Source organism: Cellvibrio sp. PSBB023, assembly GCF_002007605.1.
Taxonomy (GTDB): Bacteria; Pseudomonadota; Gammaproteobacteria; order Pseudomonadales; family Cellvibrionaceae; genus Cellvibrio.
Window position 1 is genome coordinate 4,496,115 of record NZ_CP019799.1, and the last position, 14,095, is coordinate 4,510,209.

At 50.6% G+C, this 14,095-nt stretch carries 13 protein-coding genes; 5 read left to right on the forward strand and 8 right to left on the reverse strand.

The genetic code is table 11. The features are described from left to right. Positions 1-36: 36 nt before the first annotated feature. The 5 genes from B0D95_RS20910 to rpsU all read right to left on the reverse strand — a co-directional run bounded on the left by B0D95_RS20910 (position 37) and on the right by rpsU (position 6,516). Positions 37-1,281, reverse strand: coding sequence for a sialate O-acetylesterase (locus B0D95_RS20910; protein ID WP_078045421.1), 1,245 nt, complete (start codon positions 1,279-1,281; stop codon positions 37-39). Positions 1,282-1,574: 293 nt separating this feature from the next. Continuing rightward, positions 1,575-3,434 (reverse strand): RNA polymerase sigma factor RpoD, encoded by a 1,860-nt coding sequence (gene rpoD, locus B0D95_RS19475; RefSeq protein ID WP_078045422.1) that lies wholly within the window; start codon positions 3,432-3,434, stop codon positions 1,575-1,577. Between the two features lie 149 nt (positions 3,435-3,583). Then, complete coding sequence (gene dnaG, locus B0D95_RS19480; RefSeq protein WP_078045423.1) at positions 3,584-5,644, reverse strand: DNA primase; 2,061 nt, start codon at positions 5,642-5,644, stop codon at positions 3,584-3,586. Between the two features lie 70 nt (positions 5,645-5,714). Beyond that, positions 5,715-6,170, reverse strand: a complete 456-nt coding sequence (locus B0D95_RS19485; RefSeq protein ID WP_078045424.1) for a GatB/YqeY domain-containing protein — start codon at positions 6,168-6,170, stop codon at positions 5,715-5,717. A 130-nt stretch (positions 6,171-6,300) separates the two neighbouring features. Further along, on the reverse strand, positions 6,301-6,516 hold the full coding sequence (gene rpsU / locus B0D95_RS19490; protein ID WP_007644759.1) for a 30S ribosomal protein S21: 216 nt from the start codon (positions 6,514-6,516) through the stop codon (positions 6,301-6,303). A gap of 222 nt (positions 6,517-6,738) precedes the next feature. Here rpsU and tsaD point away from each other — a divergent pair, with 222 nt between their 5' ends. From tsaD to folK, 3 genes are read left to right on the forward strand one after another with little or no spacing between them, the layout of a single operon-like run. Further along, positions 6,739-7,767: a tRNA (adenosine(37)-N6)-threonylcarbamoyltransferase complex transferase subunit TsaD gene (tsaD, locus tag B0D95_RS19495; RefSeq protein WP_078045425.1), complete on the forward strand. Its 1,029-nt coding sequence runs from the start codon at positions 6,739-6,741 to the stop codon at positions 7,765-7,767. Positions 7,768-7,778: 11 nt separating this feature from the next. Next, positions 7,779-8,150 carry a dihydroneopterin aldolase gene (gene folB / locus B0D95_RS19500; RefSeq protein WP_078045426.1) on the forward strand — a complete coding sequence of 124 codons (372 nt, stop codon included), beginning with the start codon at positions 7,779-7,781 and terminating at the stop codon, positions 8,148-8,150. Next, the gene (gene folK, locus B0D95_RS19505; RefSeq protein WP_078045427.1) at positions 8,147-8,662 is read left to right on the forward strand and encodes a 2-amino-4-hydroxy-6-hydroxymethyldihydropteridine diphosphokinase; all 516 of its coding nucleotides are present in this window, start codon (positions 8,147-8,149) and stop codon (positions 8,660-8,662) included. Before folB ends, folK begins: the two co-directional genes overlap by 4 nt. A gap of 3 nt (positions 8,663-8,665) precedes the next feature. Here folK and B0D95_RS19510 read toward each other — a convergent pair whose 3' ends face one another. The 3 genes from B0D95_RS19510 to B0D95_RS19520 are packed head-to-tail and all read right to left on the reverse strand — an operon-like array spanning position 8,666 to position 11,694. Then, on the reverse strand, positions 8,666-9,631 hold the full coding sequence (locus tag B0D95_RS19510) for a magnesium transporter CorA family protein (protein WP_078045428.1): 966 nt from the start codon (positions 9,629-9,631) through the stop codon (positions 8,666-8,668). A 22-nt stretch (positions 9,632-9,653) separates the two neighbouring features. Next, positions 9,654-10,415: a pteridine reductase gene (locus tag B0D95_RS19515; RefSeq protein ID WP_078045429.1), complete on the reverse strand. Its 762-nt coding sequence runs from the start codon at positions 10,413-10,415 to the stop codon at positions 9,654-9,656. Between the two features lie 31 nt (positions 10,416-10,446). Then, the gene (locus B0D95_RS19520) at positions 10,447-11,694 is read right to left on the reverse strand and encodes a multifunctional CCA addition/repair protein (protein WP_078045840.1); all 1,248 of its coding nucleotides are present in this window, start codon (positions 11,692-11,694) and stop codon (positions 10,447-10,449) included. Positions 11,695-12,083: 389 nt separating this feature from the next. On the opposite strand from B0D95_RS19520, the gene B0D95_RS19525 reads away from it, so the two are divergent. Both B0D95_RS19525 and B0D95_RS19535 read left to right on the forward strand, forming a co-directional pair. Continuing rightward, positions 12,084-13,079 carry a DMT family transporter gene (locus tag B0D95_RS19525; protein WP_078045430.1) on the forward strand — a complete coding sequence of 332 codons (996 nt, stop codon included), beginning with the start codon at positions 12,084-12,086 and terminating at the stop codon, positions 13,077-13,079. 229 nt (positions 13,080-13,308) lie between these two features. Continuing rightward, complete coding sequence (locus tag B0D95_RS19535) at positions 13,309-13,962, forward strand: TorF family putative porin (protein WP_078045432.1); 654 nt, start codon at positions 13,309-13,311, stop codon at positions 13,960-13,962. Positions 13,963-14,095: the final 133 nt, after the last annotated feature.

Sequence of the window (14,095 nt, forward strand, 5' to 3'; positions counted from 1 at the left end):
CGGTTTTTTGACTTCTATATTGCTGATTGTGTCCCTTTAGTTGCACACATTACCCGTTACTGTGGGTATAGCTGCGGCTCCGTTTGGCTTTGTGCCTTGGAAGCCGAATTCAACCGACTGGCCCGGCTGGATGGTTTTATTCCAATCCAGATTTGTGACCGTGTAGGGGTTGCTTCCGCTCAGAGCACCATTCCACAGGTTGGTTACTCGAGTGGCATTGGTGTAGCTCCAACTGACGCTCCACGCATTAATTGCCGTTGAGCTGGTGTTGGTGATTTTTATAGACGCGGTGAATCCATTGCCCCAATCATTTGTGATGGAGTAAGCGCATTTCCCGCTGCTGGCGGCTTTGGATGAGCTTGAGGCGCTTCTTGATGAAATCAGGCTGCTTGAGGACGAGCTTAAACTTGTTGCGGAAGAGGAACTCCGGGCGCTGCTGGATGAGAGCGAGCTTACTGTGCTGTTCCTATCTATTTTATCAAGCATAATTTGTGCGTAGCGTCTGCCAAGCTCGCGATAGGATGCTGAGGTGAAATGATACACATCCATTCCTGGCAGCCCCATTGCCGAAACTATGTGGGCATTGTTGATTAATCCGGGCAATTTTCTGACCTCGGTATTGTGCCAGTGACAGCAGGATCCATAATCCGCATAGAGCAATTCGCCAGCGAGAAAAGGCACATCGCCAATACCAAGATCTCTGCGCAAATCTGTAACGATTTCTTTGACCTGGTTTTTCCAATTCGGGTCACTGGTATCGCTTTCGCCTTGATGAAAGATAATGCCCTTAATGACGCCAGCTTGTTGGGCTTTTCTTGCCATATCGAGCAGCCATGCATAGCCGCCATTAAATTGTGTTGGGATGTTTTGATTATTTCGGCCTATTGGCGCCGATTTCTGATAAAGCTCGATGGGGGTTCCAGATACTGCTGCCGGAACCAATCCTATAGTCACGGAGCTTGGCATCCCGTCTGCCATGGTTTTACCAAAGTAATCGCCAGGGCCCAGGCCGCTGTAGCATCGGTTAAGTGGCGGTGACGCGACATACCAATTGCCATAGGTGCGACCTAAATTGCTGCAATTTAAATCAGCCATTACTTTTACCCGTGGATTGGTAATGCGATCCTGGTTTTCGATTGGTGCTGCACCTTCCATGTTGGATTGGCCAAACATCAAGTAAATATGAAAATTTGGATCAGGTGCTGCAGAGGCCTGGTTTGTCGCAATAAAAAACAAAATAGAAAAAAGCCATTTTCCCAGCAAATTATTTTTATTGAGCATGGAGTACTCCTTATGCGCTTAAAGGTGGTGACGGAAGCATTATTTTTTGAACCTTTAACTTCAAGGTGCTCGCGGATATTGGCGGGAAAAACACGGAATGGCTTGATTAAAATGCAGGAAAGCTTGATGACTGTAGAAAGTTGAAGTTTTGCTGTAAAAAATAGATGGTAGCCTTGTGAGCCTGGATTTTTATACCAGCTAAGTTGCGAGGGGATCTTGCCCGGCGTTTGGATAAGTTGCGCACAAAATAAAACCCGCCTGAGCGGGTTTTATTTTGTGCGGTCTTGAGACAATTAATCGTCGAGGAAGCTGCGCAGGTGATCAGAGCGCGATGGGTGGCGCAGTTTGCGCAAGGCTTTAGCTTCGATTTGACGGATACGCTCACGCGTTACATCAAATTGTTTGCCCACTTCTTCCAAGGTGTGGTCGGTGTGCATGTCGATACCAAAGCGCATACGCAGTACTTTGGCTTCGCGTGCAGTAAGGCCAGCCAGAACTTCGCGTGTAGCTTCCATCAGGCCTTCCATTGTCGCTGACTCCACCGGGGAAATAATGGTGGTGTCTTCGATAAAATCGCCCAGATGTGAATCTTCGTCATCGCCGATGGGTGTTTCCATGGAGATAGGTTCTTTGGCAATCTTCAGCACTTTACGCACTTTGTCTTCTGGCATTTCCATGCGCTCGCCCAATTCTTCAGGAGTGGGTTCGCGACCCATTTCCTGCAGCATTTGACGCGATACACGGTTGAGTTTGTTGATGGTCTCAATCATGTGCACCGGAATACGGATGGTGCGCGCCTGATCCGCAATAGAGCGGGTAATCGCTTGGCGAATCCACCAGGTGGCGTAGGTGGAGAATTTGTAACCGCGACGGTATTCAAATTTATCCACCGCTTTCATCAAGCCGATGTTACCTTCCTGAATCAGGTCGAGGAATTGCAGGCCACGGTTGGTGTATTTCTTGGCGATAGAAATAACCAGGCGCAGGTTGGCTTCTACCATTTCCTTTTTGGCGCGACGTGCACGTGCTTCACCAATCGACATGCGACGGTTGATATCTTTGATGCTGGCGAGGCTCAAGCCACTTTCTGCTTCAATGTGTGCCAGTTGTTGTTGGGCATTTTGAACATCGGGCAGTACACGCTCCAGTTTTTCGGGCGCTTCCACTTTGCCTTTGAGCACTTCAGGCAGCCATGCTTCGTTGGTTTCGTTGCCAGGGAATTCTTTGATAAAGGTCTTGCGTTGCATCTGGGCTCTGCGGGTGCACAGATCCATGATGTGGCGCTCGTGTTTACGTACGCTGTCCAGTGCTTCGCGCGCTTTGGTGTAGATGGGCTCGAACTGGCGTGCAGGCAATTTGAAGAATTTAAACAAATCGCCCAATACCGATAGCTCTTTCTCGGCTTGTTTGCTGCCATAGCCATACTTGGCGAGTGCTTTGGTAGTTTTGTCGTGCTGTTTTTGCAGCTCTTCAAAACGTGCACGCGCTTCTTCCGGATCTACCCCGGAAACGGCTTCTTCTTCATCTTCTGTTGCGGCTTCTTCCTCTTCGTCGTCAGCAGCGGCAGGTTTGGCGCCTGCTGCAGCAACGGGGATTTCTTCCACTTCAGCCAGTGCGGCGGGAATATCTTCCACCGGGTCCAGCCAGCCGATGATTACGTCGGCCAGGCGGCGCTCTTCTTTGGCAACCAATGCGTATTCGTCCAACACTTGTTGTACGGCGCCGGGCCAGTAAGCGATGGCGTGCATTAACTCACGCACGCCTTCTTCAATACGCTTGGCGATAACAATTTCGCCTTCGCGGGTGAGCAGCTCTACGGTGCCCATTTCGCGCATGTACATACGCACCGGGTCGGTGGTGCGACCGGTTTCGGTCTCCACGGCAACCAGTGCGGCAGCAGCTTCGGCGGCGGCTATCTCGTCGGCGGCGGAGTCACCATCGGTCATTAACAGGGTATCGGCGTCGGGTGCAGTTTCGTACACACGGATACCCATGTCGTTGATCATCTGAATGATGTCTTCGACCTGATCCGGATCAGAGATGTCCTCCGGCAGGTGATCGTTTACCTCGGCATAGGTCAAATAACCCTGCTCTTTACCGCGGGCGATCAGTTCTTTAATACGGGACTGTTGCTGTTGGACGTCTTCAGACATTCGAAACCCTATTTAAAACCTGATGAGTGAAATGCAAAGCCCAAAATTATACTCCACTTGCGTGTGTGGATTCTAGGCGACATATGGTTGGCGCCCTGTTCTTCGGACTGTTTTGGGTCAATTTGCCGGCCTTTGACCGGCTTTTGTGCTCAGTGTTGCAACTTTTTATCCAGAGCGGCGCGCACAAGCGCCTCTCTTTCCTCTTTGCTGAGTTGATTAAAGTTGGTGTTTTTCAACTTGGCCAAGGATTCTTCGGCTTTTTTTTGGGTTTGTTGTAGCCGCAATTTCTGCATCGCATGGGTAAATGCCGCTTCGGTGTCGTAATCGGCTTTGGCTGGCTTGTCCTGCCGTGTTTGCGATATGGCATTGGCTGCTTGCAACAAGTCATGCCCGGCAACGGCAGCCAGGCGCTCTGTGTTTTCGGCGCCATAGATGCCGCGCCAATAACCAATCAGGTGCGACAGGTTGTAATGTGGGCGCTCATGAAGCACTTTCAAGAGCCGCCCGAGCATTTGGCAATCCAGATCATTATCCTGCGCCATCCATTCATCGTGATTGGGCTCAAGGCTGGCGAGGGTTGGATGGGTAAGCAGTAGCGCCAAGGCTTTGCGGACTGGCGGCATGAGGTACTTGCTGCTTGCGCGGCTGTGCAGGTCGGGCTGGTGCGGTTTGTTGCCCGGCTCGCGTCGCAGGCGCGGCTCTTCATAAAATTCGTGATAATCCGCAGGCGGCAGCTCTTGCGGAAAATCGCCGTACTCGGCGTCCAGGTATTCGGGCGGTGCTGGAGGCAAATGATCCCATTCCTGCTCCATCTTTTTAGGCATTGCCAGGGTTGGTATACTTTCTTCCTGTTTCTGTGGTGCAGGCGGCGCCGTAAATAGCGGTTGCATCTCGCCTTTTTGTTGCTGCTCCTGAATCAACTCTTGCAGGATGTTGCGATTAAGCCCCGTACGGGTGGCGAGGCTTTCAAACATCAGTTCGCGGAAAACGCCTTTGGGGAGGCGATCCAATAGCGGCGCCGCGCGTTTGCTGAAGGTGGCGCGGCCTTCCATAGTGCGGATATTGATGCCTTCCGCAACCGCGTCGAATAAATAGTCCTCAAAGGGTACGGCCAGTTCGATCATGCGCTCGAATTTATCCGGGCCAATTTGGCGCACCAGTGTGTCCGGGTCCTCGCCTTCTGGCAAAAACAGGAATTTCACTGTGCGCCCGTCCGTCATGGTATCGATGGAGGCTTCCAGGGCGCGATGGGCGGCGCTGCGGCCTGCCTTGTCGCCATCAAAGCAAAATACGACTTCGTTGGTGTATTTAAACGCGCGATCGAGATGATCCGGTCCGCAGGCGGTGCCGAGGGTGGCAACACCGTAACCTATGCCAAACTGGGCGAGACTGACCACATCCATATAGCCCTCAACCACTAACAGGCGCGGCAGTTCGCGGTAGGCGAGGCGCGCTTCGTACAGGCCGTACAGTTCCTGCCCTTTATGGAATACCGGTGTTTCCGGCGAGTTCAGGTACTTGGGTTTGTCATCGCCCAGTACCCGTCCGCCAAAACCGATCACCCGCCCACGGGTATCGCGGATGGGGAACATAATGCGGTGGCGAAAACGGTCGTAGAGTTTCTTTTCCTGTTCCTGATGAATCAGCATGCCACCTTCAATCAGCAGGTGTTTGTCTTCGTCGTTTTGACCAAGGGCCTTGAGCAGGTTGTCCCAGCCTGGAGGAGCGAACCCCACGCCATAGGCTTTGGCAGTTTTGCCATCCAGTCCGCGATTTTTGAGGTAGTTAACCGCCTGAAGTTTGCTGGGGTGATGGCGCAGCTGCTGCTGGTAGAATTCGTCTGCCTTTTCCAGCAGGGTATAAATGCTGCGTTTTTCCTGTTCGCGTTTGGCTTGCGCTTCGGTCTGGACTTCGCGCGGCACTTCAAGTCCGGTCAGGCGAGCAAGTGACTCAACCGCTTCGGGGAAGCTGAGTCGCTCGTAATCCATCACAAACCCCAGCGCATTGCCGCTTGCGCCACAGCCAAAGCAATAATAGAACTGTTTTTCCGGGCTTACGGTAAAAGAGGGGGTCTTTTCGTCATGGAACGGGCAGCAGGCGCTGTAGTTTTTGCCGGTTTTGCGGAGTTTGACGCGACTATCGACCACATCGACTATATCGAGGCGGTCGAGCATGTCATCGATAAAGCTCTGGGGGATTAAACCGGCCATGAGGTGCGTCGCTTATGAGCTTATGAAATGGCGCCTGTGCTGTTGTTGCAGCCAGATTGACTGGTGGCGATCAGCTGCTCAGCTTGGCTTTGAGCAGTTTGCTCACCTCGCCCATATCGGCGCGGCCTTGTACCTGGGGCTTGATCAACGCCATGGCTTTGCCCATGTCGCGCATCTCGGTAACGCCCGCATCAGCAATCGCTTGGGTGACAATAGTCTCCAGCTCGGTTGCACTCAGTGCGGCGGGGAGCCAGGCTTGGATCTCGCTGATTTCGTAAGCTTCCTGGGTGGCCAGTTCGCTGCGGCCAGCGGCAAGGTACTGCTGTTCAGAATCGCGGCGCTGCTTGACCATTTTATCGAGCAGGACGAGGGCGCGAGCGTCATCAACATCGATACGTTCATCGACCTCAATGCGTTTGAATTCAGACATCACAAGACGCAAAACCGCGACGCGCTCTTTTTCTTTAGCGCGCATCGCGGTTTTCAAGGCATCATTTATGCGGTCTTTTAGCGTTGGTTGACTCATGACTCACCGTTTGGTCAGTAATACAGGAGTGGAACGCACAACTCGTTAGATGACAGATGCAAACAAGGCTAACGAGCGCAACCGGTCAAACTAAGGCTATGGCTGCCGAATGTAAGCGGCAGCTAATAACTTAGTACAGACGGGTAAACTTTTTAGATTCGCGTTGAACCTTTTTAGCGTGACGCTTAACAGCGGCAGCAGCATCACGTTTACGAATAGTGGTTGGCTTCTCGTAGCATTCGCGAGCGCGAACATCAGCCAAAATACCTGCTTTTTCACACGCGCGCTTGAAGCGACGCAGAGCTACATCAAAGGGTTCGTTTTCTTTAATTTTTACTGAAGGCATGCTGTTACCTTTAAAAGAGTGCTTAAAAATGATGTCTTGAGGATAGCTACAGGCACGTAAGCACCGCGAAGTATCCGAGGGGTGCGGATTCTATACACTTATTATGGCTGTCGCAACCTTGGGCGGTTCACTGGTGCTGGGTTTTCGTGAGGCCAACCTTTATCATGGCGCCCTGTTTTTAGGGTTGCTATCCGGCATTGTGGTCGGGTGAGGTTTTTTTATATGCGTGTATTGGGGTTGGAGACGTCTTGTGACGAAACGGGCGTGGCTGTTTACGACAGTGAGCGCGGCCTGCTGGCGCACCGGCTTTACAGCCAGATTGCGCTCCATGCGGAATATGGCGGTGTGGTGCCCGAACTGGCATCGCGCGACCATGTGCGCAAATTATTGCCTCTGATTAATGAAGTCTTGAGCGCCAGTGGCTCCTCGCCTGCTGATATCGGCGGCATTGCTTACACCTCTGGCCCCGGTCTGGTCGGCGCCTTGATGGTAGGAGCCTCTATGGGGCGAGCACTGGCCTATGCCTGGAACGTCCCGGCAATTGGCGTGCATCATATGGAAGGGCATTTATTAGCGCCCATGTTGGAAGCTAATCCGCCCGCCTATCCTTTTGTGGCCTTGCTGGTCTCCGGAGGGCATACCCAGTTGGTCAAAGTGGATGCCTTGGGTGAGTATGAATTGTTGGGGGAGTCCATCGACGATGCCGCTGGTGAGGCCTTTGATAAGGCGGCCAAAATGCTGGATCTGGATTATCCCGGCGGCCCGCAAGTGGCAGCGTTGGCGGAGCAGGGGAGTGAAGGTCGCTTCAAATTTCCTCGCCCGATGGTTGACCGTCCCGGTTTGGATTTCAGCTTTAGCGGCTTGAAAACCGCCACACTCACGACGGTAAATGCCCATGCCCAGGAAAATGGCTTGCCGGATGATCAAACCTGTGCCGATATTGCCAATGCCTTTCAGGCGGCAGTGGTGGATACGCTGGTGATTAAGTGCAAGCGCGCGCTGGAGCAAACCGGCATGAAAACATTGGTGATTGCCGGTGGCGTGTCTGCCAATAAAAAGCTGCGCGCCGATTTGGAAACTCAGCTCGCGCGCATTGGCGCAAAAGTATTTTATGCGCGTCATGAATTCTGTACCGATAACGGTGCCATGATCGCCTATGCAGGCTGCCAACGCTTGCTCGCCGGGCAGCACGAAGGTTTGGCAATTAATGTAAAAGCGCGCTGGCCGCTTAATACTCTCTCTCCTCTTTAAAAGAATTATTTATGGATATTGTCTACATTCGCGATTTACGTATCGACACCATTATCGGGATTTACGATTGGGAGCGCGAAGTGCGCCAGACCGTGAGTATCGATTTGGAAATGGCGAGCGATATTCGCAAGGCTGCCGCTACCGATGACATTCAATTTGCGCTCAATTACAAAGCGGTTTCCAAGCGATTAATCGCCTACGTGGAAAACCGTAATGCACTGTTGGTGGAAACGCTTGCAGAAGAAATCGCGCAGATGATTCGCAGCGAGTTTGATGTACCCTGGTTGCGCTTGCGGTTGAGCAAGCCCGGTGCAGTGCGTGGCGCGCGCGATGTTGGGCTGATTATTGAGCGCGGTGAAAAGCCGGGAGCGCGCCCGCAATGACGGCCATTTATTTAAGCTTGGGCAGTAATGTTGAGCGCTACAAACACATTACGGCGGCATTGGATGCGCTGGAACATTTGTTGGGTGATTTAACGATTTCATCGGTCTATGAAAGTAAATCCATTGGTTTTGATGGCAGCAACTTTTTCAACCTTGTCGTAGGTGCACAGACTCATCTGGCGATTGTCGAGCTGTCCGAGGTATTGAAACGCATTGAAGATGAGAACGGTCGCAAACGCAGTGGCCCGAAATTCAGTCCGCGTACCTTGGACATTGATATTTTGACCTACGGCGATTTTGTCGGCTTGGAGGGCGGCATTGAGTTGCCGCGTGCAGAAATCACCAAAAATGCCTTTGTGCTCTTGCCCTTGGCAGAAATTGCGCCGCAGGTGTGCCACCCGCAGCTACAGAAAACCTATGGCGAACTGTGGCAGGAATATGATCAGACATCCCAATCCTTATGGGCGATTGACTTTGAGTGGCGGGGTAAAAAAATTTCCGCCCGCCGCTAGTGGCTATAGCCATTTTTTGTAGGCGAACACGCCAAAGCCCGCCGCAATTACCAGCATCGCTCCCAGCGTATAAAAATAACCGTGCGGGGCGCGCAGTTCGGGCATGTTTTCAAAGTTCATTCCGTAAATACCGGCAATAAATGTCAGTGGAACAAAAATAGCCGTGATAACTGTGAGCACGCGCATAGTGTTGTTCAATTGGTGCGAGCTTATCGACAGGTAACCATTAATCAAATCGCCGCAAATATCGTAGTACATGGTGCACAAGCCGTGGAGGCGCTCGCAGCGCTCAAATAAATCCTGCAGGGCATGTTCTATATCACCATCTTCCTCAATGAGCTGTTGAGGAACATCCTTCAACAAATTGGTGACCAGTTTTTCGTGGTAGCTGAAAATGCGTTTTAGTTTGCGCAAACGTGCTTGGTAGGCGATCAGTTCACGCATAACCTCGTCATTGGGTTTTTCCTGCATGGAATCTTCAAGCTCGGTGAGCGAGGGCTCAAAAGCAAGAATTGCTTCCAGGTAGCGTCCGACTGAGAAACGCATAATGCGCGATGCCAGCAGGCCTGGGCTGATTAATAAATTTTCGGCCTGCGCATTTTCCCAGTAATAATTCACGCCCATGGAGTGGCGCGGGTGGCAGCTGATCAGGCAGCGCTCACCGGCAAAGAGCGCAATGTTCATTTGTTGGATGGTCAGGTCTTTATTAAATTCGGTGATGCCGCGATATAAAATCAGCGTGTAGTTATCAAAGGTTTCTGTCTTGGGTGGATGGCGAAAACGCTGTACATCTTCAATTGCCAAGGGGTGGCAATCCATCGACAATAAAAATGCTTTTTCACTCTGGGCTTCTTCGCCCAGCAGGTCTATCCAGATAAACCCACTGTTATCAGTGCGCCAGCGTTGTACCAGCTCATCGCCACCGCTCAACCATTCGCCTGCCGCTGTTAATAGCTGTGCTCTAATCATGAAGATTCCTGCGCATTCCGAATTAAATAGTCAGTGAGCGGCCGCCATCAACGGCGAGTATTTGGCCGGTCACATAGGGCGCATCATTGACCAAAAACAAAATTGCCTTGGCGATATCCTGTGCTTGACCGCGTTGTTGCAGTGGGATTTTACACAGCATTTTTTCTTTGTCTTCATCGGATAGTTTATCTTCCGGTTTTTTATGGCTGTCATCCGGCCAGAGAATAGCGCCGGGGGCTATCCCATTAACGCGCACGCGCGGCGCCAATTCTTGCGCGAGGCTTTTGGTCAGCATCAGGTTGCCCGCTTTGGCGATAGAGTAAATTGTGTGGTTGCGTAGCGGTTTTTCTGCATAGATGTCGGCAATATTGATAATACAGCCCGCAGCGGCGGTGAGTTGTGGGGCGAGTGCCTGAGCTAAAAAGTAGGGTGCTTTTAAATTGGAACCGATTAAATTATCCCAATCCTCCAGACTTGCCTTATCAAAAGGTGTTGGATAAAAGCTGGAAGCATTATTGACCAGCAGGGTGAGGCAATCCCATTGCGCGCTAGCCTCTTGTGCCAGCGCTTGGAGTTGCGCGTGATTATTCAGATCGGCTCCAATCGCAATGGCGGAATTCGCGCGTACAGCATTTAATTCGCTGGCCAGTGAGCGCGCATCGGTTTCAGAATGATGGTAGTGAATAACCAGATTGAAATTGGCCGCATGCAAGTGGCGCGCAACTTCGGCGCCGATACGTTTTGCTGCGCCGGTAACCAGTGCGACCTTGGTGTTATTAGGCATAAGGCGATTCCCGTTACAAAAAATGGGTGAGTTAATGTGATGAGCCTGGTGCATTATCCCTTGCGTTTTTTAATGCAGTGATTTGTTGCACGCGCTGCCGATCAAGCGCCTCACCAAATGCTTGGCCTGTCAGCCCCAATGTTTGAACGGCGGCGATATCAATCTGTTTGGCTGCCAGTAAGCACTGGCGGAAAAAATCCGCTTGTGGGTAGTCGCGTGATTCAAAACCCGTACGACCACGTGCATCGGCCTCGCAACACACCAGGAATTGCTCAAAACGTTCGGGCCTGCGAAATGCATCGGTGGCCTGCAATACTTTTAACAGTGTCGTCGGTTTTAATTCCAGGGCGCGATGACAGTGGGTGTGCCATTGCGCCGTGAGCAGTGCCAATTCCTTATAGTCTTTGGGCGCGGCAATGCGCGCGCACAGTTGTTTTATGAGCGGTAAGCTGCGCGCTTCGTGGGCAATGTGCCGCGGCCACTCTTCGTGCGGCGTTGTCGCCTTTCCCAGATCGTGCAACAGCGTTGCAAAACGAATGCAGCTATTTGCGCCTAACTTAACCGCCTGTTGCAAGCTCATCAGTGTGTGAATGCCGGTATCTATTTCCGGGTGGTGTACCGCTGTTTGCGGCACACCAAAGAGTGCATCAATTTCCGGAAACAAGCGAGCCAATGCATCACAGGCGCGTAGCACTTCAATAAAAATTTCCGGATTGGGTTCACCCAATGCCCGCTCGGTTTCTTTCCACACGCGTTCGGCAACTAAATGATCTACCTCGCCATTAGTCACCATGGCGCGCATGAGCGCGATGGTTTCATCGGCAACACGAAAGCCCAAATGGTGATAGCGCGCTGCGAAACGGGCAATGCGCAGAATGCGCACTGGGTCTTCGGCAAATGCAGGTGAGACATGACGCAATAATTTATCGGCAAGATCCTGCTGGCCATTGTAGGGGTCGATAATCTGGCCGTGCTCATCTTGTGCCATGGCATTGACGGTAAGGTCGCGACGGATCAGGTCATCTTCAAGAGTCACTTCCTGCCCGCAATAAAAACTAAAACCGCCATAACCGTGGCCGGTTTTGCGCTCAGTGCGGGCGAGGGCATATTCTTCTTTGGTGTCGGGGTGCAGGAATACTGGAAAATCCTTGCCAACCGCAGTAAAGCCGAGTTGCTCCATTTGTTCAGGGCTGCTGCCTACCACAACCCAGTCATGTTCAGTGACCGGGCGATGTAATAATTTATCGCGGACAGCGCCGCCAACCAGATATGTTTTCATTGTTGTTGTCGCAAAAAATAATGCCGCTGAGTATAGGCGATCCATCGCGATAAAAAAAACAGCAAAAATGACTTGTCGCTGGATAAGAATTAAATTACTCTCGATCCAGTTACAAAAAACCTTATAACCTTAGATCAATTAATTATGTACCAGATGAACTCCATCAAGCATAGCTGTGGGCTGCGACCAACTATTTGGTTTGCGGGCGTCATCTATTGCGAGGCGGATTTTGTTGATTAGTTGAATAATCGTTATAAACAAAGGCCGCAGCATAAAAACTGCGGCCTTTTTGTTTTTTTGGTTTCAGTTTTTTAAATCAGCTCCTGTGCTGATCTTGTGCTGCGGCGATTTACTGATGAGTTGCTCATGGGGCAATAAGGAGTTATGCCGTGGCCGTTTTCTTTGCTTATATTTCAGTGGTGCTCATATGGGCAACCACTCCCCTTGCCATTCAATGGAGTAGCGATAGCCTGAGTTTTATCGCTGCTGCTGCCTCACGTATGTTGCTCGCCCTGGCGCTGGCATTAGCGGTTCACGCGCTGCTGCGCCAATCACTGCTGGATTATTGGTATCAGCGCAAAATTTATTTTGCGGCGTCACTGGGTATATTTCCCAATATGCCGTTGGTGTATTGGGCTGCACAATTTATTCCCTCTGGTTTGGTGGCGATTATTTTTGCCTTATCGCCTTTTGCTACCGGCGTGATGACACTGCTCCTGTTGAAGCAGAATCCATTTGGTATTAAGCGCGTATTGGCGCTATTGCTGGCGATTAGCGGATTAGTGGTAATTTTTTATCATCAAATGCGTTTTGATTCCGATTCGATCTACGGTGTGGTGGGTATTTTGTTGTCTTGTGCGCTATTTAGTTTTAGTAGTGTGTGGGTAAAAAAAATAAGCGAACAGAGTCGGCAACAAACCGCACCGTTTCAACAGGCAACAGGGGCATTGTTATTTGCACTGCCCGGACTGCTGCTTAGCTGGTGGTGGATGGATGGCAGTATCCCGGCGCAGGTCTCATTAAAATCGGCCGGTGCAGTGGTGTATTTGGCGATCGTCGGATCACTGTTGGGAGCGGTGATGTTTTTCTTCATTTTGCAGCGGCTGTCTGCCAGTGCGGTGTCGCTTGTTACATTGATGACACCCGTGCTCGCGATTGTTATTGGTAAACACCTGGCAGATGAAGTCTTGCCGGTGCAGACATTGATTGGCGTGAGCATTGTGCTGGCTGCGCTCTTATTGTACTCGCCCTGGTCGCTGCGCGAATGGCATGGTGCACTGACGACAAAGCTGCTGCGCGCCTTGCGTGAGCCTGCGATTATCGAGCAATCCGAGGTGCAAATTTTGTTGAAACAGGCGCAAGAAGAAGTGGATCGTTATAAATGAGTGTTATTGGTGCGCAACTTGCGAAGCTGTTCGCATTTTGCGCACCATGTTGGTGCTGTGGGTTGTTTGGTTTTTGGTATTCAATCTTGTATTCCATTATTAAGTTTTTGATATATATAGAAAAAATAAAATTGGCTTGGTATCTGCAATATCCGGATCAGGCTAGTGTGAATTATCAATAGCTGTATTAAAACACAAGTGAAAAGACCATTAATTAGAGGAAGAACTCATGAAAATGAAACAAAAGTTAGTTGCTGGTGCAATCGCTCTTTCTGCAATGGCAGGTTTTTCTGTGCCAGCTGCCCATGCTGAAGTCTCAGCAGCTATTGGTGCCGCTAACATGTACTACTGGCGTGGTCTGGATTTGGGTGAAGGTGATGCACAAGTATGGGGTGATTTGAAATACAGCGTAAGCGGTTTTTATACCGGTGTGTGGGCAAGCTCTGGTGACTTCGATGATGGACAAGAATACGACTTGTATGCTGGATATGGCGGTTCACTTGGTGATTTTAGATATGATGTAAGCCTGTGGTCATACGTTTATCCTCAGGTGGATGTGTCTCCTGCAGACTTCACCGAAGCGGTAGTTTCTCTTGGTTATGGTCCAGTAACCGCTACTTATTTCAAAAACATTGCCGCTAAAGACTATGGTGATAACAGTTATTCTTATGCAACTTTGGCGGTAGTATTAGACAAATTTACACTGAAGTATGGTGTTCATATGGACGATACCGATTCAGTTGATGGTGTTGCTCACGTTGATTTAACTTATGCCTACAATGACAAACTCAGCTTCACCTTAGGTAAAGTAATCGATGACAAAGATGAAACTGTAAACGACGAAGCTAAATTTGTTGTTGGCTTTACTCTGCCAATCGAATAAGTTTTAACTCGCTGAAACTGCTCAAAAAAGGCAAGCACACCGGCTTGCCTTTTTTATTGGTTTTTTGCTTAAGTATTAATTATATGATTTAATAAAAGATTCTTCGATAGCCCTTATGCTGCACAGGTAAGTC